Genomic DNA, 21207 nt, shown 5'->3' with positions numbered 1-21207 from the left:
GGCTTCGCGCCTTAGGATCCCGAAGCTGATACGCCCGAAGCCATGGCTGCCGGCTCCACCGGGGAACGCCCGTTTTTTGAGATCATCACCAGCATTCGCTACTGGGTGATCCACGCCGTGACCCTGCCCGCGATCTTCCTCGCTGGGTTCCTGTTCGTGTCCACCGGCCTCGCTTACGACGCCTTCGGAACACCTCGCCCAGACGCCTATTTCCAGGCATCTGAGAGCAAGGCTCCGGTTGTGAGCCAGCGCTATGAAGGCAAGTCCCAGCTTGACGTTCGCCTGAAATAAGCCATGACGCAGACTCCCGCCACCTCCACGCCGCGCAACTACCCGATCTTCACGGTGCGCTGGCTCGCTTTGCACACCCTGGGCGTTCCCACGGTGTTCTTCCTTGGCGCCCTGGCTGCCATGCAGTTCATCCGCCGCTGATCAACCCAACGGATCTCCCCATGCAGCGCAATCCCAATCCGAACAACCTGCCGGTGGAACTCAACCGCACCAGCCTCTACCTGGGGCTGTTGCTGGTGTTCACCACCGGGGTTCTGTTCTCCAGCTACTTCTTCAACTGAGGAACTGAGTCATGAGCGGCAAGAAATCCAATCTGCCTGACGGTCGTATTCCCGACCGCCTTCCCGACGGTCGCCCAGCTGTTGCCTGGCGCTCCCGCTGGACCGAAGGCGTGCTTCCCCTCTGGCTCGTCGCCACAGCCGGTGGCATGGCGGTGATCTTTGTGGTGGGCCTGTTCTTCTACGGTTCTTACACCGGCGTCGGTTCCGCCTGATCGAACATCACAACCGTCTCAATCAAGATGCTTGAGACCACTTAAGTGCAAAGCCGCCGGCCACCACCGGCGGTTTTTTATTGAGCAATCACTTGCCCAAAGGGCCAGCGCGCCAGGGGAAGTCAAGCCCCAATGCAGAAATGGCATTCAGGCACTAATCCGTCGCAAGATTCATCCGCGTGGCTTGCTCTATCCAGTAATCTCTTCAGAGATGAGACTCGGACATGGTTGCTGCCCCTCAGGGGAGACCTGATCCTGTCGCTCCAGCCCAAGGACGCTCCTCACAGCGCCGCAACCGCCGGCCCAAGCGCCGCGAATTGTTCTGCCCGGCTCATCCGGAGCAGCCCATTGAGGGCAACGGCAAAAAATATTTTCTGCACCTGCTCAGCGCCGAAGAACTGCAGCGCCGGGGCATGTCGGCCAAACGAGCCCAGCTGGTGATCAACGCCTATCCGGTGCTGGTGCTGAGCAATGAATGGCTGGAAGAACTGTTCTGCCCCCAATGCGGCCGCTCCCGCTGGTGCCATGTGATCAAGCATGACCGCGTCGAGCACACGGTGCGCTGGGCACCCCGGGATCTCTGGGAGCAGGTGGGCCATGTGGATCCGATTGCCGCGAATCCAACCGTGAGCCAATTCACCCGCAGAGAAGCACGCCGGCACCGGCAGAAACGGGTGGACGGCAAACGGTTTTACGACTGAAGGGGGCTATAGAAGCGGCGGTACCAATCAGCAAAGCGCTGCACGCCCAGCTCGATCGAGGTGGAGGGACGAAAGCCCACCCAGGCTTCCAGGGCTGCGGTGTCGGCCGCGGTGGCGACCACATCACCGGGCTGCATGGGCTGAAAATCTTTGATCGCCTCACGGCCGAAGGCCTGCTCCATCACTTCAATAAAGCGCAGCAGTTCCGTTGGTTGGCTGTTGCCGATGTTGAACACCCGATGGGGGGCTGCCGCCGTCGCGGGATCCGGAGCCAAGGCATCGAAGTTGGGATTGGCCGTTGCCGGCTTGTCGCAGCAGCGCAGCACCCCCTCCACGATGTCGTCGATGTAAGTGAAATCCCGCTGCATCCTGCCGTGGTTAAACACCTTGATCGGCTCGCCGGCGAGGATCGCCTTGGCAAACAGCATGGGCGCCATGTCGGGCCGGCCCCAGGGGCCATACACCGTGAAAAAGCGCAGACCGGTGGCCGGCAGACCGTAGAGATGGCTGTAGGTGTGGGCCATCAACTCGTTGGCCTTCTTGCTGGCGGCATAGAGGCTCACCGGGTGGTTCACCGCTTGCTGCTCGTGGAAGGGCAGGTTGCGGTTGCCGCCATACACCGAACTGCTCGAGGCATACACCAGGTTCTCCACGCCGTGGTGGCGGCAGCCCTCGAGGATGTGCCCGAAGCCCACCAGATTGCTCTGGATGTAGGCGGCAGGATTCTCCAGCGAATAACGCACCCCGGCCTGGGCGGCAAGATTGACGACCACAGCCGGGCGCTCCGCAGCGAACAGCGCCATCAGGGCGTCGACATCTTCAAGAGCGATCGGCTCAAAGCGCCAACTGCCGGCAACAGGTGCTGCCGCCGCGGTCTGCGCCACAAGCTCCACCTCAGCCAGACGGGCGCGCTTGAGGGCCGGATCGTAGTAGCTGTTGAGGTTGTCGATGCCGATCACCCGATCGCCGCGCTCCAGCAGCCGCTGACACAGGGCCGCACCAATGAAGCCGGCGGCACCGGTGACCAGAAAAGAACGCATCACGGCTGGCCCTCGCCGATGCGCCAGAACTTCAGACCCGCCGCGGCCACTGCCTGAGAATCCACCACCGAGCGGGCATCAAACACCCAGGCGGGCTGACGCATGAGCGGTGCCAAGGCGGCCCAATCGAGCGAGCGATACTGCTGCCACTCGGTGAGAATCAACACCGCGTCGGCGCCGGCCAGGGCATCCTCGACCGCAGCACTACTCCACCAGGTGCCCTCACCGCTCAGGGCCGCCCGAGTCGGTCCCGCCTCCGCATCGGGGGCCTCACTGGCGGGTAGGCGCAGGTCGCGCTCGATCTGCTCGGCCTCCACCTTGGGATCATGGATTGCCAGCTGGGCCCCCTCCTCCAGCAGGTCACAGGCAATGCGGATCGCCGGTGCCTCGCGGGTGTCATTGGTGTCGGCCTTGAAGGCGAAGCCCAGAATCGCCAACCGTTTGCCGGTGACCGTGCCAAACAGCTTCTGCACCACCAGCTTGGCGATGCGGTGCTGCTGCCAGGTGTTGAGCTGCACCACCGACTCCCAGTAGTCGGCCACCTCGGGCAGACCGAAATGGCGGCAGAGATACACCAGGTTGAGAATGTCTTTCAGGAAACAGCTGCCGCCGAACCCCGGCCCCGCCTGGAGAAACTTCGGGCCAATGCGACTATCGGTACCGATCGCCCGCGCCACTTCCCGCACATCGGCGCCGGTGGCCTCGCAGAAGGCGGCAATGCTGTTGATCGAGCTGATCCGCTGCGCCAGGAAGGCGTTGGCGGTGAGCTTGGACAGCTCACTGCTCCAGAGGTTGGTGCGCAGGATGCGCTCATCGGGCACCCAGCTGGCGTAGATGGCGGCGAGGGCTTCGATCGCAGCAGGATCCTCACCGCCGATCAACACCCGATCGGGCGCCTCCAGATCGCGAATGGCGGTGCCCTCCGCCAGAAACTCCGGATTGGAAAGCACAGAAAAACTACGCGCGCCGCCGTTGGGGTCGGCAGCAGCAAGGATCGACTGAATCGCCTCGGCGGTGCGCACCGGCAGGGTGCTCTTCTCCACCACGATCGTGTGACCGGTGGCGGCTTTGGCGACGGTGCGGGCGCAGGCCTCAACCCAGCGCAGGTCACTGGCCTGCCCAGCCCCGAGCCCCTTGGTTTTGGTGGGGGTGTTCACGGAAATGAACACCATGTCGGCGCTGGCGATCGTCTCCTCCACCGCCGTGGAGAAGTGGAGATTGCGACCGCGGGCCCGGGCCACGACCGCGTCCAGCCCCGGCTCATACACCGGCAACTTGCTGAGATCCGGATCGTTCCAGGCATCGATGCGGGCCTGGTTGATGTCAACCACCGTCACCTGCACATCCGGGCAGCGATCGGCGATCACCGCCATCGTCGGTCCGCCGACGTAGCCGGCGCCGATGCAGCAGATGGTGCGAATCAAAGGGAATGTCATGTCGTGGGAGGTTAGATCCTCATCGTTGGAATGGTCTTGGGGGCATCCAGAGGAGGACCACTGACGCTCGACCCCTGTGAGGACGCCTGCAGAGGCGCATCGCCCGACGGCCGCGTGAGCTGCAGGGAGAGGCCGGTACGACGAAACACCTCGACCGGATCAAAGCCGGCATTGACCCGCTTCCAGTCAACGTCATGCACGTCCTCGGGAACAGGCTGACCAAGAGCCTGATAGCCCCAGCTGTAGTGGGTGGTGAATACGACGCTTGGGTGATGAGTACCGGCGATCACAAGGCCGAGCTCATGCAGTGATCCCAGCATGAAACGGTCGCACACAGGTGCCAAAGCCTGGGGCATCATCCCCCAAAGGGGCAGGGCACGAAAAGCGGAGGGATAGAACACGTAGCAGGACGTATCGACATGGCGATGCTCGAGATCTTCGTCGGGCAGGCCAGGGATGGGAGTGCCGTCGGGGAGCACACATTGACGGCCCATCGCCAGCACATCAGCAATGGGATGGCGGTGACGCAAGGCGACCACACTGTCGAGATGCCAGGGCTGGTACCAGTTGTCGGCATCGAGAAACAGGATCGGCCAGTAACCCTGATTGATCGCGGAAATCGCACCGAGGCAGCGGGGGGTGTTGCCGTTGTCAGCATGGGCCCGTGGCAAGCGGATGTGCTCCACATCCCAGGCATCCACCTCGTCGCGCGGATGCCCGTCCGCCACCATCAAATGACGCAGAGCCCAATCACCCCGCTGATCCAAGCAGCTTCGATGACAACGCTCCAGCCACTCGAGCGGTTCGCGGTGGTAGGGCGTCACCACCGCAGCTCCCTTGGGCCCGATCGCGGCGCGTTGCAAGTCTGCGGGGGTCTGCTGAGCTTCCTGCATCTCAATGCCCATGGCAGGGAACGGCCTCCGTCCCGGCGCCCTGCCCCAGACAAAGAGCGAGTCGATCGAAATCGGCCAACGGCAGCTCCTCCTCGGCCTTCTCGCCAACTTCAGCCTGCAGGGACTTGAGCTTCACAACGCCCCGTTCCACTTCAGCATCACCCAGCACGAGCGCCCAGTCAGCGCCGCTCCGATCAGCCCGTTTGAACTGCTTAGCGAACGCCGATCCGGTGGCATCCTGCTCCACGATCACACCGCGCTGACGTAAGCCGCGGCAGAGCAGCAGAGCCTGGCGAGCCGCCGCCTCACCGCGATGCACCACGTAAGCCACAGGCCCCTGAACACGCACCAATTGAGCAGCCCGTCCAGCTGGATCAACCTGGGCCGACGCCTCGAGCACCAGCAAAAGACGCTCCATGCCGAGGGCCCAACCGATGGCCGGGGTCGACGGGCCACCCAACTGCTGCACCAAGCCGTCGTAACGACCGCCTCCACACACGGTGGCCTGGGCACCCAGCTGGTTGCTGGTGATTTCAAAGGCGGTGTGACCGTAGTAGTCCAGACCACGCACCAGATGGGGGTTGCGCTGCACGGGAATCGCCAGATCCTGCAACGCCTCGAGCACGGCATCAAAGCGAGCCCGGCTGGATGGAGCCAAGCTCTGCTCCAGAGTGGGGGCGTCCTGCAGCACTGCCCTGGTCTGAGGGTGTTTGCTATCGAGAATGCGCAGGGGATTGGTCTGCAACCGCTGTTGAGAGTCGGGATCGAGGGCTCCGCTTCGCTCCTCCAACCAGGTCACAAGCATGCTGCGGTAAAGCTTCCGGTCTTCCGGAGTGCCCAGGCTGTTGACCTCCAGAGCCAGACCCGTCACGCCCAGTTCCTCAAGGAGATCCCAGGCGAGGGCGATCACCTCGGCATCGCTGGCGGCTGTGGAGACGCCGAGCCATTCGACACCGATCTGGTGAAACTGGCGTTGTCGACCAGCCTGGGGTCGCTCGTAGCGAAACATCGGGCCGCCGTACCAGAGGCGTTGCACCCCCTGGGCGAGAAGTCCGTTCTGTAAGGCGGCGCGCACAACGGAGGCCGTTCCCTCCGGCCGCAGCGTGCAGGAGCGATCACCCCGGTCGATGAAGGAATACATCTCCTTCCCCACCACATCGGTGCCTTCGCCGATGCCGCGGGCAAACAATTCGGTGACTTCGAGGAGAGGCGTTCGAATCTCTTCACAGCACCACCGCTGCATCTGAGCGCGAACCACGGCCTCCACCGCCTGCCAGCGCCGGGTCTGCTCCGGCAGCAGATCCACCATGCCGCGCAGGCTCTGCAGTTGCGTCATGGAAGGGCTGATCGACAAACGGGTGCTCAGTCTGCCGGTCGGCTGGCGGCCGGCTTGGTGCGACGCCTGGCCGCAGAAGTGGGCTTGGAGGTTTTGCTGGTTTTGCTGGTTTTGGCTTCTTTCCCAGGTTTCGCTTCTTTCGCCGTCTGGTCGACAACGGAAGTCGCTGCCACCGAACCGGCCGAGGCCGGATGGACTGCGATCTGGGAACTCAGGCGCGATAACAAAGACGCCTGCGAGGCCTCCGAAAAGGCATAGCTGCCCACATGGGTGAGGGCAAAACGCTTGGAAATGAAGATCCTGCCCCCAAGGGAGCGCCAGCGATTGCAGAAGAGCCAGTCTTCGCTCATGAACACTTTTTCACCAAACAGCCCGCACTCGAAGAAGGCATGGAGATGGGTATTGATGGAGGAATCGAGGCCACAGTCGTCCGTGTAACGGAGCTCGGGCATCGCTTCCGCCATCCGTGTGAACACTTCACGCTTCAACAGCAGGAAACCGGTGCCGATCCGCTCAACCTCCGCTTTGGTGTCATCCACCTCGCCATCGGGGAGCGGATTGATCACGTAATCGATCGGCAGACTCTTTTTGGGGTAGCCGCCCCCAATCACATCGACATCCTCCTGAAGCAGCATCAGGATGTATTCAGGGTCGAAGCCGATATCGGCATCCACAAACATCAGGTGGGTCGCCCGGGGATTATTCATTGCCCTGGCCACCAGCGCATTCCGACCGCGGGGAATCAGACTTTCATTCACCAACGTGTCCAGGCTCCACTCGAGTCCCCACTGCGGTGCCCTGGCGATGAAACGCACAAAGCTGGTGAAGGTGGCTTCCGAGATCTGACCGCCGTAACAAGGGATCAGAAAGTGGAGATGCACGTTGATTTCAGCCATGTGGCCCGATCCTATGGGGCATCAACCCTGCTGGTGACAGGATTCAGACCAGAGCGTCCACCTGCCTTCCCATGGCCAGCCAAGATCTCGAGGCCTTTCTCAACAGCATCGACAGCAACCCCGACCTCCAGGACCAGCTCAGCACCCTCGACCTCCAGGGGGTGCTGAGCCTGGCCAGGGACAAAGGATTTCAGGTGAGAGCGGCGGACCTACTCCGGGCCCAGGCGGAGCAGATCCTGGCGATGAGCGACGACGACCTCGATCTATTGGTGGAGGGCGGCATCGACGACCTCTTCGGCATGAACGACTTCCAGGCCTATCTGGATCGAACCTGAGCGCTCAGCAACAACGCAGCAGCGAGATAGCCATGGGGGTCAGGTGCCAGGCCCCCTTCCATGTCACCAGCCCAGCGCCAGATGGTCTGATCCGCCGGATCCACAACATCCGGATCGGGAAGCTGCATCACCAGCAACGACTGAAAGGCCTCCGGTGCGGTGATCAGTCGATCCAACTGCTCACGTGCCAGGTGCTGCTCAGGGGTGGTGCCGTGACGCAGCAGAAAGAGCGCTTGAGCAAAACGTTCGAGGCGCTCCGCCGCCTCTTCGGGCATCGCGGTCCGCACGGCAGCGTCGAGGGTCTGAGCCTGAACACGCCGCACCAGCAAACGCGGCAGGCAGCCGCGCGGCAGCAGGCTGAGCATCAAGCCGTCATGGGGCCACCAGGTGCTGCGGAACAGGCCCTGATCGAGACGGTGACGCAGAAGCTGGAGTGCTTCAGCCGCATGGGGGAGGCCCGGATCGCTGGCGAGATTGGCCAACACACAGTCGTGGGGAGCACACCATCCCTTGAGTTGATCGACAGGTCGCTGAATGAAGGCCGCGATCGGCCCTGGGTCGGGATAGGTGCGCACCCCCTCATCCGCTCGCCAGATCTGCTCGAGCCAGCGATCCAGCTCTGGAGATGAGGCGCGGTCAAGAGCGAGCAGACAGCGGCGCAGCCAGATCGAACTGTCGCCATCCACGGGCGTGTGGCGGTTGTAACCCACCGGCCAGGGACATGTGAGAAGAGACTCCAGCGCTCGCTGCTGACGGGTATAAGCCGCCTTCAGGTGGGAATGGTCTCGCAAGTCAGCCAGCAGGGTGAGACAAGCCAGAGGCACCCACTGATCCGACAATCCTGGACGCAGAGCAAAGCCACCCCAGCCCTGATAGGCCTGGGCCAACCAGGCGAGGGCGTGATCCCAGCTCGTTGCGATGGGCGCACTAACCATCGCCCCCATGTAGGCCTTGTGGTCGACCAACTCGGAGGCCTCAAAGACCAGTTTCTGATGACTGAGTCCGCCCCGCAGCGCAACCCTCCGGGAACCACAGGAGAGGGATGGGTGATACAACCCGAGCTGGGCGAGAGCGTCGAGCCGTCGAACCGAAAGGAGGGCCGGATGGGCCGGCCAACGCGGCCACTGCTCAGAGCCCGTAGGAGTCGGCCCCGGATGACCGGTGATCGTGTGCTGCAGGCGATAAAGAGGAAACACCTCGATGGCATAGCGATCCCGAAACCATTGGCGACTACCAAGCGCCAAGGCCAGTGGAAACCCCTGCAACGCCTCCCGGAGCGGCGGCGTCAGATCCAACTGCTGGAGCAGGGTCTGGGGCGATGGCACGACGAACAACAACCGCCATTCCTCGCGGCCGGGATGGAGATCCACGCCCACCTGATCGAGGAATCCGAGCGACAGCGGAGCCAGATCAGTCCACCAATCCCCGGAGGGCAGAGGCAGCCTGGAACGCAGCGCTGGGGCGAGGCCGGAATGCCAGCGCTGCAGCCATGCGCCCACTTTCGCCTGAGGCATGGCATCGGCGAGGCGACGGAACAGCAGAAAGGGCTGGCCGCCGCGGACGCGGGGAGCTTCGGTGAATTCCAGCCAGGTCTCCGGCTGAAGGCCCTCGATCGGCTCGAGCAGGCCCTGCAGATCCCGAGGCGAAAGTCCTCCGCAACAAAGGCCGTCGCCATCGAGAAACGGAGCGAGGATGGATTCCCAGCGCTGGAGTCGGTTGCTGAGGATCAGGGCCGCCATGTGGGGGCGGCGACGCAGGCCCCGCTTGGAAAGCTCCAGACCGATGGCCGGGGCATCGAAAGGCGAAAGACCGCAGAGAAAATTGCGCTGCACCGGGGAGGGATTCAGGGGCTCCAGCAACGCCGATGCAGCCGGCGAGCCATGCCAGAAAGAGTCCCAGGTGGGGCGCATGCAACAACCTCAGGAGCGCCATGATGACAGCCTTTCGCCCTCCGAGCGTGTCTGCCGCAGCCTGGATCGATCGCCAGGGGGTGATTCACGGGTTCTGCGCGGCCAACAAGGTGGAGCGGATCCGCTCCCTGATTCAGCAGCCATCAGCCACAGCAGGGGATGGGGATAGCCATCGATCCAGCGCCGACGTTCAGGAACGCTCACTTGAAGCGAGCGTGCGTGGCTACGGCCAGCACTGGGACTTTCGCGAAAATCTCTGGAAAGAGCACCCGGAACTGGAGCGCTGGTTGCTCGAGGAAGAGCCGGCGCAACTGGCCGCCGATCTCCTCAGCAGCGATCGGGTGTGGCTCCTGCGCGATCAGACCTACTGCAAGCGCCCCGGCAGTGAACTCACCCCGTGGCACCAGGACGCCCTATTCATTCCGGTGGAAGGCTGCGAGTTCCTCACGATCTGGATCCCCCTCAGTTCGATCCGATCCCAGGCCGACGCCCCTCTGGAATATTGGCGCGCGCCCCATCCCTGCTGTGAGCTGCTGGATGGCGGTAGCAGCAGCAGCAGCCACAGCCAAAATCGACGCACCTGGACAGCCGATGGGCGTGACCACACCACGACGCTGGGCCTGAAACCTGGGGATTGCAGCTACCACGACGGCTGGACCCTGCATGGCAGCGATCGCCACGAGGCCGCCAGTGAACGGCTGGCGATCGTGGCCGTGTATGGCTGCGGAGAAGGGGTGCTGCGACTGACCCCGGCCATGAGCCTGGCTCCGAGCAGCCTTCGCGGCCAATCCCACCTCCTGCGCGAGGGCCTCCACGGTTCCTGCTTCCCTGGCTTGCGGGAAGGTGAGCCCGTGCCGAGCCATCACAATCCCTGGATTCGCTGCAGCCCTCGGGAAAACTCACCTAAGGTTCGCCCCCGTGCACCCATTGAATCTCAACAACAATGAGCGACCACGAGAACGCCTCCGAGATGGTGCAGGCGGAAGCCTTAAACCCAACGACCGCCGAAGCCGATCAGCAGACACTCACCCTCGACGGTCGGGTCTATCCGATGGAAGCCTTGCCCGCCGATGCAGTAGCAGTGCTCAACGACCTCATCCGCTGTGAGAACGAACTCAATGAGCACCGCTTTCGTATGCGTCAGCTCGCATCAGCTCAGCAGAGCATGACGGTCACGCTCACGCAATTGATCGCGGCCGCTGGCCTGGAGCCGATCGCCACAGTGGATGGAGCTCCGGTTGACGCGGTTCAATCGGTAGGCGAAGCCGCCTGAGTCGGGCTAGCAGGTCGGGGGATCGGGGAGTTGATGACCAGGTTGCTGGCGTCCTCCCCGTTTTCACTTGAAAGGAAGCGCACCATCTCTTTGAGCGAGTAGGCCTTCAGCACGGTGGGGCGCTGGGTCGTCGCATTGCTCTGGTTGACCAGCAGACCCATCGTGGTGAAGGAAAATGCACAGGGCACCACCGTTCGTGATGACGTGCCACGTTTAGGAGACTGGGCCGTTGATGTAATCCGCACCAAGGGATCAGGGCACAGCACATAGGGCTGCTGCCGGGCCAACGTTCTGGCCTGCTCGGGCTGAACACCCTGCTGCTGCAACAAACCCACCACGGCCGGGATCTGGGCAGGATCAGGCAAGTAAGCCCGCTGCAGAGCTTCATCCTTCTGGCGTGCCGCAAGATACGCCGCCTCAAACGTTGTCAGAGCCAGAGGCGCCACCCGAAACTCAGCTTCGCCGGGCTGACGCTGGCGCCAGTTCTTGGCAAAAAGGTCGGCGGCCAGGGGGGAGAAGAACGCCACCATGCCCACGTTTTTCAGGGCTCTCACTTCGCCTGTTGCCGTGACCGCGGTCAGCACCGTGACCGTGGAAAAGGCTTGATCCACTTGTTCCGGGGTAAGGGCTTGCGCCGCTGAAAACAGCCCTCCAGCCCCGAACCCGACAGCAATCATCAGCGAGCCAAGAGTGACTCGTCCCGAAGCGATCCGTACAGCCAAGAAATTCAAGGCAACTCGGTGGAATTCAAGCAGTGATTGGCTGCGCTGAGACCACTCCGCGTAGTAGTGGCATCTCGACACAAAACCGATGACAGCCCCCGCTTTGCCTTTATTTTCTGACGAGTTCAAATGCGATGCCCGCATTGAAACGGCGAGCATCGTCGGCACTAGCTCTCCTTCCCGCCTTCATGTTGTTGGCGGGGAAGACAACGAGTGTGCTTGCCCAGACTCAGAACGTCGGCTCAGGCTCCTACACCTCTCCACCGTCAGACCCCTACCTCTACGGAACCGGTAGCAACGGCTCCAATAAGGGTTATGACGCCTGGAGCAGCACCGGTGAAACCGGTGGTAGCGGCGGTCAGGGGCCCAACATCACCCAGACGGTCACTGGCAATTACGGAGCGATCTCCGGCACCGAGGGTGGGGGCCTGGGCTCCGAATCCACAGGAGGTAACGGCGGTACGGGTGGCACGTCCGTCGGCAACGGCGGTGCGGGCGGAACCGGTGGCTCGCCAGGCAATGTCTCCGTCACGATGTCGAGCGGCAGCTCGATTTCGCTCTCTGCCAACGCCAACAAACTGGTCGGCGTTCAGGCCTCAGCGATTTCCGGACAGGGAGGGGATGGCGGTGGCGCTGGCCTCTCTAATGGTGGTCCTGGAGGAGCCGGCGGCAGCTCCACCGGTCAGACGGCAGGGATCACGATTCAGAGCGGTGCCTCAGTAAGCGTCAGCAACAGCTCCACCAGTTCCGACAACGGTGGTGCGATCGGTGTGCTCTCGCAGAACACCGGCGGCATCGGTGGCGAAGGCGGCAGCGGCACTTTCGGCTCCGGTGGGACAGGTGGCACGGGCGGTTTTTCCGGCCTGGCCACCGGAACCAATGCCGGCACGATCACTGTCAACTCTGCCGGTGACGCTGGCGGCGCCGGCATCCTGGTGCAATCGGTGGGCGGCCAGGGTGGCGCCTCCGGTAGCGGCGGATTGATCGTCACCTATGGCGGCACTGGAGGTACCGGCGGTAACGCCGGCAACGTGAGCGCCAGCAACACCGGCACGATCAGCACGACCGGTAACAACGTGCCGGGCATCAACGCGCAGTCGGTCGGTGGCGGCGGCGGTTCCGTCCCCGGCTCCGTGTCGATCGTGAATCTGGGCTCGAGTGAAGGGGGAGCCGGCGGTGATGGCGCCACGGCCTCCGCGTCGATAAGCGCCGGCACCATCACCACCAATGGCGATAACTCTCAGGGGATCATCGTTCAATCGATCGGCGGCGGCGGTGGTGCCATCGGCAGCATGGTGTCTGCGATCACGCTGGGGTCGTCCTCCACGGCCGGTGCAGGCGGCAATGCCGGCACGGCCTCACTCACCTTTTCAGGCGGATCGATCACCACAGGTCCCGCCAGTGCCGGCACCCTCTCCTCCGGCATCCTGGTGCAGTCGATCGGTGGCGGCGGCGGCAGTGCCGGCACCAGTTACGGAATCATCGCCTTCGGTGCCGAGGGCGGCACCGGTGGTGACGGCGGCACTGCGTCCGCCCAGCTTTCCGGCGGTAGCGTCACCACCTTCCAGGACTATGCCCCTGGTGTGATCGTGCAATCGGTCGGCGGCGGCGGCGGTAATGGCGGCAATGCCAGCTCAGCCGGCGTTGGTATCTCTGTTGCCGTGGGTGGCAATGGTGCCGCCGGCGGCAAGGGTGGAACAGCTCAGGTCACCGCACCTGCAGATGCTGACCCGATCACGATCAATACTTCTGGCAACAGCTCCCCTGGCCTGTTGGTGCAGAGCATCGGCGGCGGCGGCGGTAACGGCGGCAGCTCCACGTCCGGTTCTGTCGGTGCTGGTTTCTCCGTCTCCGTCGCAGTGGGCGGTAGTGGCGGATCCGGCAACACGGGCGGCACCGTCAATGTGGGCGCCAGCGGGTCGCCGTTCTCTGCAGACATCACCACGCGTGGTGATTTCTCGCCAGGCATCAGTGCCACCAGCATTGGCGGTGGCGGTGGCGCCGGAGGCAGCGCAGGCGCCATCTCCTTCAGTGCTGGGATCAGCGCCAGCGTCGGCGTGGGTGGCAGTGGTGGCAGTGGTGGTGATTCCGGTCCGGTCAATGTCTTTGCCGATGGCACGATCAGCACGTCTGGATTCCAGTCTCCCGGCCTGAATGCTGCCAGCATCGGCGGCGGCGGCGGCAGTGGCGGTCAGACCCTGAGCATCTCCGCTGGCACCGGTGCCGTTGCCCCCTCGGTGGGTGGTTCCGGTTCCGCCGGGGGCAGCGGCAACAGCGTGTCGGCCAACTTCAGCGGCTCAGCGATCACCACCACCGGCGCCTATTCGCCAGGTGTGAGCATCAGCAGCATCGGCGGCGGTGGCGGCAGTGGTGGTAGCGCCATTTCCGCTTCAGGCACGATCACCGCCAGCATCGGCGTCGGTGTCGGTGGGTCAGGATCTTCGGGCGGTTCTGCCGGCAGCGCCAGCGGCAACATCAGCGGCGATCTCAGCACCTCCCGCAGCTATTCGCCGGGCATCCTGATTCAGTCCATCGGTGGTGGTGGCGGCAGCGGCGGTTCGGCCATCACCGGATCCTTCAGTGCCAATCCGGTGGCCAGTGGTTCCGTTGCCGTCGGCGTTGGCGGATCCGGTGGTGGTGGTGGTGCCGGCGGCAACGTCAATCTCACCTACAGCGACGGATCGATCCGCACTGGCCTGATCGAAGGCGAGAGCTACTCCCCCGGCATCCTGGCCCAATCGGTCGGTGGTGGTGGTGGCCAGGGCGGTTCGGCGATCACCGGAAGCGTGGCGATTGGCGGCACCGCCGGTGTCAGCGCCAATTTCGGCATCGGCGGTTCCGGTGGCAGCGGTGTCAACTCCGGCAATGTCACCGTCACGGCGGATTTTGCTGATGATGACCTGATCAGCACCCTCGGTGATTTCTCCCAAGGGATCCTGGCCCAGTCGATCGGCGGCGGTGGTGGCCAGGGCGGTTCTTCCCTCAACATCCAACTCTCCGGCGGTGGTAGTGCCGGCGTGAACGTGGGTGGGTCGGTGGGCGGCACCGGAGGCAGCGGTGCCAATGCAGGCAGCGTCACGGTGACGACGAGCTCCGGATTGATTTCCACCCTTGGCAATCAATCGGCTGGTATCTACGCCCAATCGGTGGGCGGTGGTGGCGGCGCCGGCGGTTCCGTCCTGAGCGTGCAGGCCTCGGGTGGTGCAGCAGGCGTGAATGCAGGTGCGGCCGTGGGCGGCTCTGGTTCCGGCGGTGGTAATGCCAGCGCGGTGACCGTCACCAGTGGCAGCAGCATCCGCACCCAGGGCAGTCAGTCCTATGGCATTTTCGCCCAGTCGGTGGGTGGCGGTGGCGGATCAGGCGGCAATGCGATCAGTGGTTCCATCGCCATTGGCAGTGCGGGCGTCAACGCCGGGGCCACCATCGGCGGTGGCGGATCCGGCGGCGGCAGCGGCGGCAGCGTCACCGTGAGCTCCACTGGCAGCTCCATCGAAACCGTTGGAGCCAATGCTGCGGCTATCTATGCCCAGTCGGTGGGCGGCGGCGGTGGTGCCGGCGGCAGTGCCATGACTCTCCAGCTTGCTGGGGGCGATGGCGCCGTGAACGTGGGCGTGACCCTCGGCGGCACCGGTGGCCGTGGTGGTTCCGGTAGCACGGTGAGCGTGAGCAATAGCTCCCTGCTGCGCACCGAAGGCACCAATGCTCCTGGCCTGTTCGCCCAGAGCGTGGGCGGTAGCGGTGGTAGCGGCGGCAACGCCATCACCGGGCAGCTCCAGGTGGGCGGCAGCGCCAGCGTGGGCGTCGGCGCCACCGTGGGCGGCAAGGCGGGTAGCGGTGCCTTCGCCGGCAACGTCACCGTCAACAACACCGGTACCTCCGTCACCACCCTCTACGACCAATCCGCCGGTCTCTTTGCCCAATCGGTAGGCGGCAGCGGCGGCAATGGTGGCTCCGCCCTCACCGCGTCCCTCTCCGGCTCAGGTGGGGTCCCGGTGACCGCCCAGGCCACCGTTGGCGGCCAAGGTGGCAGCGGTGGTTATGCCGGCAATGTGTCGGTCACCAACAACGCCACCATCAGCACCGGCAGCGTCATCCCCGCTGCTGATGGTCTGGATGCCTACCTCGCCGGCATCTATTCCTATGGCATTTACGCCCAGTCGGTGGGCGGCGGTGGCGGCACCGGCGGCAGTGTGCTGCAGGCCAACGTGGCGGTTGGAACTGAGGTTTCTGTCAGCACAGGCGTCGCCATCGGTGGCGGTGGCGGCAGCGGCAACACCGCCGGCTCCGTTTCTGTGACGAACAACGGTGCCTCGATCACCACCCTGGGCGATTTCGCTACGGGCATCCTGGCCCAGTCAATCGGTGGTGGCGGTGGTGCCGGTGGCAGCTCTCTCAACATTCAGGCCTCCGGAGGTCAAACCGCCGTGTCGGTTGGCGTCACCCTGGGCGGCAAGGGTGGCAGCGGCGGCACAGCCTCGAATGTGAGTGTGAGCAACCTCGCCGACATCAGCACCGGCACGATCTTCGACAACGGCACCTACAACACGCTGTATGGCAACAACGCCTACGGCATCTACGCCCAGTCGGTGGGTGGTGGCGGTGGCGCCGGCGGCCAGGCCATCAGTGGCACCCTGTCGTTATCGCAGGATGCCTCAGTCAACGTCGGCGTCAGCCTTGGAGGCGATGGAGGCACGGGGTCCAACAGCGGCAACGTCTCGATCAGCAACAGCGGCTCGATCACCACCCTTGGCGATCAGGCGGCCGCGATCTATGCCCAATCGCTTGGTGGTGGCGGCGGCTCCGGTGGCCGTGTGATTAATGCCCAGCTGTCGGGGTCGAGCAGTGGAACCGCCATCAACGCCGGAGCAGCCGTGGGTGGTAAAGGGGCTGCTGCCGGCAACGCTGGATCCGTCACGGTCACCAACAGCGGCAACCTGCGCACAGGCACCGTTCTCACCAACAACGTCAACGGTGAGAGTCAACTTTTCGGCGGCTATGGCTATGGCATCTTTGCCCAGTCGGTGGGCGGTGGTGGTGGTGCCGGCGGCAGCGCCATCTCAGCTCAGCTTTCTGCCGGTTTCAGTGGCCAACCCACGGTCAATGCCGGCGTAAACCTCGGTGGCACCGGCGGCGCAGGGGGCAATGCAAGTTCCGTCAGCGTGACCAACACGGGCTCCAGCATCCGGACCCTCGGCGATTTCGCCACCGGCATCCTGGCCCAATCGATCGGCGGCGGCGGTGGCGTCGGCGGCAGCGTGCTGAACATCCAGGCGAGCATCGCCGGTGGCAGTGATGGCCAAGCCTTCAATGCCGGGGTCAACATCGGTGGCGACGGTGGCCCAGCCTCCAATGCCGGTGCCGTGACCGTGAGCAATACGGCGGCCATCACCACCGGCACCATTCTTAATGAAGTGCTGTATGGCAACAATGCCTACGGCATCTACGCCCAGTCGGTGGGTGGTGGCGGTGGCGCCGGTGGCAACACTTACAGCGGCCAGTTGAGCCTGTCGCAATCGAACGCCGCCAATTTCGGTGTGAATCTCGGCGGCAGTGGGGGCAGCGGCGGCACCGGTGGTGCCGTAAGCATCACCAACAGTGGCGACATCCTCACCATCGGCAACCTGAGTGCCGGCGTCTACGGCCAGTCTCTCGGCGGCCAGGGCGGCAGTGGTGGTCAGGCCGTCAATGTGCAGCTGGGCCTCTCCTCCTCAGGAAAATCGATCAATGCCGGCGCCAGCGTCGGTGGTGACGGCGGCTCCGGCGGCAATGCCGGCAGCGTCACCATCAGCAACAGCGGCACAATCAGCACCGGGACACTGCTCAGCAACAGCACCTACGGCGATGTGGTGTACGGCGATTTCGCCTACGGCCTCTTCGCCCAATCGGTGGGGGGCGGTGGCGGTGCTGGTGGGACGGCGACGAACGCCCAACTCAGTGCTTCCTCCGACGCTGCCGTCAACATCGGCGTCAACATCGGTGGCACCGGTGGTGCTGGTGGCTCGGCGGCCTCGGTCACGGTCACCAACACAGCTCCCAGGATCACAACCCTGGGTGATTTCGCTGGCGGCATTGTGGCCCAGTCGATCGGCGGCGGCGGCGGAAGCGGTGGCAGCACCCTCAACCTGCAGGCGACCGCAAGCAATTCCAATCAGATGGCCATCACCGGTGGCGTGAATCTGGGTGGTTCTGGCGGTAGTGGCAGCAATTCCGGCTCCGTCACCGTGTCGTCGAGCAGCATCATCTCCACCGGTCTCTCTAACGATGACGGTGATGTGATCGCCGGAGATTTTTCCTACGGCATCCTGGCCCAGTCGGTGGGTGGCGGTGGTGGCACCGGTGGCTCCTCCACCAGCTATCAGGCCACAATCTCTAAGGCAGGAAAGCCGATCAGCCTCGGCGCCAATGTGGGTGGCGACGGCGGCCCCGGTGGCAATGCCGGCAACGTGCTGGTCAATGTGTCGGGTACGATCACCACCCTCGGCGCTTCGGCGACTGGCCTGCTCGCCCAATCGGTGGGTGGTGGCGGTGGCGCCGGCGGCAGCAGCGAATCGTTCAACCTCACGGCCTCCAAATCGGGCAGCGACACGATTCAGGGCAGCGTGAACGTCAATCTGGGCGGCGCCGGGACCCAGGGTGGATCGGGTGCTTCGGTGACCGTGCGGCCTGACAGCACCGGCAATGGGCTCACGATCACCACCTCCGGCTCGCTCGCATCGGGCCTGGTCGCTCAATCGATCGGCGGCGGTGGTGGTGCCGGCGGCAGTGCCAGCAACACCAGCTACAACAAATCTGAATCCAAATATTCGTTTGGTGCCAGCGCCAACGTCGGCGGCAAGGGCGGCACCGGTGGCAATAGCGGCACGGTGACCGTCGGCAATGGCAGCAGCAATCCACTGGTGTTGGCTGTCACCACAGCTGGAGACAGTGCCACGGGCTTCCTGGCCCAATCCGTCGGTGGCGGTGGTGGTACCGGTGGTGGCGCGAGCGCCAACAATCAGGGCGGCGCCCTGAACGTGAACTTCAGCATGGGCGCCCAGGGCGGCGCAGGTGGAAACGCCAGCAACGTCACCGTCAACACTCTGGCCGACATCCTCACCGCAGGCGATAACGCCGCAGGTCTGATTGCCCAGTCGATCGGTGGTGGTGGCGGTGCCGGCGGCAGCACCACCACCCGCTCCAGCGCCAGCGCCCCCTCAGGCAACAGCAGTTCATCGTCCAGTTCCAGTTCAAGCAGCAGCTCAAGTTCCAGCTCCGGCAATTCGACGTTCAGCTTTGGCGCCAGTGTCAGCGTCTCCGGTAATGGCGGTGGTGGTGGCAACGCCGGGGCCGTTTCGGTTGGTTATGGCGGCAACGTCGTCACCAGCGGCGCCTCCTCCGATGGTCTGTTCCTCCAATCCGTCGGCGGTGGCGGTGGTGCCGGTGGCTCTGCTCTCAGTGATGCGTCGGCATCCGGCGGCAGCAGTGTGTCTGGTTCGGCGTCCTTCGCGATGGGCGGCTCCGGTGGATCCGGTGGCTCTGGTGGAGCCGTCAGCCTGATTGGGCTGAAGCCGATCAATGTGCTCACCCGTGGCGACTCTTCGGTGGGCATCACCCTGCAAAGTCTGGGTGGCGGCGGTGGTCGGGCCGGTGATGTCAAATCCACCACCACCACCGACTCCAATGCCAGCTTCACCTTCGGAGCTTCAGCTGGGGTTGGTGGCACCGGTGGATCGGGTGGTTCGGCTGGTGCTGTCAGCTTCGGCTCCAGTTCCAACCTGGTTGATGTCAACGTCACCACCCTCGGTGACAACGCCACCGCGATGCTGCTCCAATCGGTTGGCGGTGGCGGCGGCATCGGCTCCTCCACCACCAACGGCTCATCGGCCGGCAACCTCTCTGTGTCGTTCGGCATGGGCGGCGCCGGCGGCAACGGAGGCAGCGCCGGCAACGTCAGCGTGTTCGCAGACGGCACCTTCCTGACATCGGGCCAATACGCCACAGGTGTGTTGTTGCAATCGATCGGTGGCGGTGGCGGTGCCGGTGGCTCCGTGTCCTCCAATGCCTCCTCAGAAGCGAAAACGGCTAATTCCAGCTTCTCCTTCGGCGCCTCCGCCGGCGTTGCCGGTGAGGGTGGTGGTGGCGGCAATGCCGGCGCGATCAATGGCAGCCTGATTGGTCAGATCGGCACCCAGGGCGATCAGTCCTATGGCCTCTTCGCCCAGTCCGTCGGTGGCGGTGGTGGTGCCGGTGGCTCAGTGACGCAAGCGGAATCATCCGCCGGGGGCGCCAATATCTCTGCGTCGGCCTCCTTCGCCATGGGCGGGACCGGCGGCAACGGTGGTGCTGGCGGCAGCATCAATCTGTCGGTGCCCGGTCGACTGGTGGTCTCCACCGGCAACAGCACCCTTGGCACCGGTGATGGCGCCACTGGCATCCTCCTCCAGTCCATTGGTGGCGGTGGCGGTCAGGGTGGTTCCATCACCGGCAGCAATGCCACCACCAACACCTCCAACACCAACTTCTCCTTCGGTGGTCAGGTCTCCCTCGCCGGTGAGGGCGGTGCTGGCGGCAGCGGTGGATCCGTTCAGCTCGGCAGCTCCTCACTCCTCGCTGATCTCGGTGTTCAAACTGTCGGCGATAACGCCATCGGTCTCTTCCTCCAATCCGTCGGTGGCGGTGGTGGTGTCGGTGGCTCCGTTAACTCCGCCGCTGCAGCCGGTGGCAACCTTTCCGCCTCCTTCGCCATGGGCGGTTCCGGGGGCAATGGCGGCAGTGCCAGCAATGTGAATCTCTACGCCGACGGCACCTTCCTCACCGCCGGCAAGAGCTCCCACGGCATCCTCCTCCAGTCCGTCGGTGGCGGTGGTGGTCAGGGTGGTTCCGTCACCTCCAATGCCTCCTCAGAAGCCACCTCTGCGAATTCCACCTTCTCCTTCGGTGCCTCCGCCGGTGTCTCCGGCAGTGGTGGTGGTGGTGGCTCAGGTGGCGCCATCGGTGGTTCCGTCGCCGGCACCATTCAGACCCTCGGCGACGGCTCCATCGGACTCTTTGCCCAATCCGTTGGTGGCGGCGGCGGTGCAGCTGGTTCGGTCACCAATGCCGCGAGCGCCGGTGGCGCCAACATTTCCGCCTCCGCCTCCTTCGCCATGGGCGCCTCCGGTGGCGTCGGCGGACAAGGCGGCTCAATCAACTTCGCCGTTCCGTCCAGGCTCGTCGTCAACACCGGCAACAGCACGCTCGGCACCGGTGATGGCGCCACTGGCATCCTCCTCCAGTCCATCGGTGGCGGTGGCGGACAAGGTGGCTCGATCACCGGCAGCAATGCCACCACCAACACCTCCAACACCAACTTCTCCTTCGGTGGTCAGGTCTCCCTCGCCGGTGAGGGCGGTGCTGGCGGCAGCGGTGGATCCGTTCAGCTCGGCAGCTCCTCACTCCTCGCTGATCTCGGTGTTCAAACTGTCGGCGATAACGCCATCGGTCTCTTCCTCCAATCCGTCGGTGGCGGTGGTGGTGTCGGTGGCTCCGTTAACTCCGCCGCTGCAGCCGGTGGCAACCTTTCCGCCTCCTTCGCCATGGGCGGTTCCGGGGGCAATGGCGGCAGTGCCAGCAATGTGAATCTCTACGCCGACGGCACCTTCCTCACCGCCGGCAAGAGCTCCCACGGCATCCTCCTCCAGTCCGTCGGTGGCGGTGGTGGTCAGGGTGGTTCCGTCACCTCCAATGCCTCCTCAGAAGCCACCTCTGCGAATTCCACCTTCTCCTTCGGTGCCTCCGCCGGTGTCTCCGGCAGTGGTGGTGGTGGTGGCTCAGGTGGCGCCATCGGTGGTTCCGTCGCCGGCACCATTCAGACCCTCGGCGACGGCTCCATCGGACTCTTTGCCCAATCCGTTGGTGGCGGC

16 protein-coding genes (1 of these 16 cut by a window edge) are annotated in these 21207 nt (G+C 64.3%); 9 read left to right on the top strand and 7 right to left on the bottom strand.

The window, feature by feature from the left end; translation table 11 throughout:
* Nucleotides 1-42: 42 nt before the first annotated feature.
* The 5 genes from psbE to CWE17_RS07280 all read left to right on the top strand — a co-directional run bounded on the left by psbE (nt 43) and on the right by CWE17_RS07280 (nt 1485).
* On the top strand, nt 43-291 hold the full coding sequence (gene psbE, locus CWE17_RS07300) for a cytochrome b559 subunit alpha (protein ID WP_115018872.1): 249 nt from the start codon (nt 43-45) through the stop codon (nt 289-291).
* Between the two features lie 3 nt (nt 292-294).
* Nucleotides 295-432, top strand: coding sequence for a cytochrome b559 subunit beta (psbF, locus tag CWE17_RS07295; RefSeq protein WP_006853745.1), 138 nt, complete (start codon nt 295-297; stop codon nt 430-432).
* 20 nt (nt 433-452) lie between these two features.
* Entirely contained in the window at nt 453-572 is a 120-nt protein-coding gene (locus CWE17_RS07290; RefSeq protein WP_131455770.1) for a photosystem II reaction center protein L, read from the top strand.
* An 11-nt stretch (nt 573-583) separates the two neighbouring features.
* Nucleotides 584-784 (top strand): photosystem II reaction center protein J, encoded by a 201-nt coding sequence (locus tag CWE17_RS07285; RefSeq protein WP_131455768.1) that lies wholly within the window; start codon nt 584-586, stop codon nt 782-784.
* 224 nt (nt 785-1008) lie between these two features.
* Complete coding sequence (locus CWE17_RS07280; RefSeq protein ID WP_131455766.1) at nt 1009-1485, top strand: hypothetical protein; 477 nt, start codon at nt 1009-1011, stop codon at nt 1483-1485.
* On the opposite strand, the gene CWE17_RS07275 is transcribed toward CWE17_RS07280, so the two are convergent.
* The 5 genes from CWE17_RS07275 to CWE17_RS07255 are packed head-to-tail and all read right to left on the bottom strand — an operon-like array spanning nt 1476 to nt 7086.
* The gene (locus CWE17_RS07275; protein WP_131455758.1) at nt 1476-2528 is read right to left on the bottom strand and encodes an NAD-dependent epimerase/dehydratase family protein; all 1053 of its coding nucleotides are present in this window, start codon (nt 2526-2528) and stop codon (nt 1476-1478) included. The genes CWE17_RS07280 and CWE17_RS07275 overlap by 10 nt on opposite strands.
* Nucleotides 2525-3961: a nucleotide sugar dehydrogenase gene (locus CWE17_RS07270; RefSeq protein ID WP_131455756.1), complete on the bottom strand. Its 1437-nt coding sequence runs from the start codon at nt 3959-3961 to the stop codon at nt 2525-2527. The genes CWE17_RS07275 and CWE17_RS07270 overlap by 4 nt, the downstream gene beginning before the upstream one ends.
* 11 nt (nt 3962-3972) lie before the next feature.
* Entirely contained in the window at nt 3973-4866 is an 894-nt protein-coding gene (locus CWE17_RS07265; protein ID WP_240789307.1) for a glycosyltransferase family 2 protein, read from the bottom strand.
* On the bottom strand, nt 4856-6190 hold the full coding sequence (gene hisS, locus CWE17_RS07260; protein ID WP_131455755.1) for a histidine--tRNA ligase: 1335 nt from the start codon (nt 6188-6190) through the stop codon (nt 4856-4858). Before hisS ends, CWE17_RS07265 begins: the two co-directional genes overlap by 11 nt.
* Nucleotides 6191-6216: 26 nt before the next feature.
* The gene (locus CWE17_RS07255) at nt 6217-7086 is read right to left on the bottom strand and encodes a hypothetical protein (RefSeq protein WP_131455754.1); all 870 of its coding nucleotides are present in this window, start codon (nt 7084-7086) and stop codon (nt 6217-6219) included.
* A gap of 71 nt (nt 7087-7157) precedes the next feature.
* Between CWE17_RS07255 and CWE17_RS07250 the strand changes: the two genes are divergently transcribed.
* Nucleotides 7158-7421: a Nif11-like leader peptide family RiPP precursor gene (locus tag CWE17_RS07250; RefSeq protein ID WP_131455753.1), complete on the top strand. Its 264-nt coding sequence runs from the start codon at nt 7158-7160 to the stop codon at nt 7419-7421.
* On the opposite strand, the gene CWE17_RS07245 is transcribed toward CWE17_RS07250, so the two are convergent.
* Nucleotides 7403-9331, bottom strand: coding sequence for a hypothetical protein (locus tag CWE17_RS07245; protein WP_131455752.1), 1929 nt, complete (start codon nt 9329-9331; stop codon nt 7403-7405). The two genes, CWE17_RS07250 and CWE17_RS07245, sit on opposite strands and share 19 nt — an antisense overlap.
* A gap of 47 nt (nt 9332-9378) precedes the next feature.
* On the opposite strand from CWE17_RS07245, the gene CWE17_RS07240 reads away from it, so the two are divergent.
* Together CWE17_RS07240 and CWE17_RS07235 are read left to right on the top strand one after the other, a co-directional pair.
* Nucleotides 9379-10278: a phytanoyl-CoA dioxygenase family protein gene (locus CWE17_RS07240; protein WP_240789306.1), complete on the top strand. Its 900-nt coding sequence runs from the start codon at nt 9379-9381 to the stop codon at nt 10276-10278.
* Nucleotides 10275-10604: a DUF6447 family protein gene (locus CWE17_RS07235; protein WP_131455750.1), complete on the top strand. Its 330-nt coding sequence runs from the start codon at nt 10275-10277 to the stop codon at nt 10602-10604. Before CWE17_RS07240 ends, CWE17_RS07235 begins: the two co-directional genes overlap by 4 nt.
* Here CWE17_RS07235 and CWE17_RS07230 read toward each other — a convergent pair.
* Entirely contained in the window at nt 10580-11281 is a 702-nt protein-coding gene (locus CWE17_RS07230; RefSeq protein ID WP_240789305.1) for a hypothetical protein, read from the bottom strand. The genes CWE17_RS07235 and CWE17_RS07230 overlap by 25 nt on opposite strands.
* A gap of 260 nt (nt 11282-11541) precedes the next feature.
* Here CWE17_RS07230 and CWE17_RS07225 point away from each other — a divergent pair, with 260 nt between their 5' ends.
* A protein-coding gene (locus CWE17_RS07225; RefSeq protein ID WP_131455749.1) for an autotransporter outer membrane beta-barrel domain-containing protein crosses the window boundary here: on the top strand, nt 11542-21207 show its start. It continues 18522 nt past the right edge of the window; only the first 9666 of its 28188 coding nucleotides appear in the window; it begins with the start codon at nt 11542-11544; the stop codon falls past the right edge of the window.

The sequence above is a fragment of the Synechococcus sp. BS56D genome (assembly GCF_004332405.1).
Lineage (GTDB): Bacteria > Cyanobacteriota > Cyanobacteriia > PCC-6307 > Cyanobiaceae > Synechococcus_C.
Note: the sequence above shows the minus strand (reverse complement) of the source record. Positions and strands in the feature narration are given on the sequence as shown.

Coding starts and splice junctions, on each gene's coding strand:
- psbE (WP_115018872.1), top strand. CDS start 43: ATGGCTGCCGGCTCCACCGGGGAACGCCCGTTTTTTGAGATCATCACC.
- psbF (WP_006853745.1), top strand. CDS start 295: ATGACGCAGACTCCCGCCACCTCCACGCCGCGCAACTACCCGATCTTC.
- CWE17_RS07290 (WP_131455770.1), top strand. CDS start 453: ATGCAGCGCAATCCCAATCCGAACAACCTGCCGGTGGAACTCAACCGC.
- CWE17_RS07285 (WP_131455768.1), top strand. CDS start 584: ATGAGCGGCAAGAAATCCAATCTGCCTGACGGTCGTATTCCCGACCGC.
- CWE17_RS07280 (WP_131455766.1), top strand. CDS start 1,009: ATGGTTGCTGCCCCTCAGGGGAGACCTGATCCTGTCGCTCCAGCCCAA.
- CWE17_RS07270 (WP_131455756.1), bottom strand. CDS start 3,961: ATGACATTCCCTTTGATTCGCACCATCTGCTGCATCGGCGCCGGCTAC.
- CWE17_RS07265 (WP_240789307.1), bottom strand. CDS start 4,866: ATGGGCATTGAGATGCAGGAAGCTCAGCAGACCCCCGCAGACTTGCAA.
- hisS (WP_131455755.1), bottom strand. CDS start 6,190: ATGACGCAACTGCAGAGCCTGCGCGGCATGGTGGATCTGCTGCCGGAG.
- CWE17_RS07255 (WP_131455754.1), bottom strand. CDS start 7,086: ATGGCTGAAATCAACGTGCATCTCCACTTTCTGATCCCTTGTTACGGC.
- CWE17_RS07250 (WP_131455753.1), top strand. CDS start 7,158: ATGGCCAGCCAAGATCTCGAGGCCTTTCTCAACAGCATCGACAGCAAC.
- CWE17_RS07245 (WP_131455752.1), bottom strand. CDS start 9,331: ATGCGCCCCACCTGGGACTCTTTCTGGCATGGCTCGCCGGCTGCATCG.
- CWE17_RS07235 (WP_131455750.1), top strand. CDS start 10,275: ATGAGCGACCACGAGAACGCCTCCGAGATGGTGCAGGCGGAAGCCTTA.
- CWE17_RS07230 (WP_240789305.1), bottom strand. CDS start 11,281: ATGATTGCTGTCGGGTTCGGGGCTGGAGGGCTGTTTTCAGCGGCGCAA.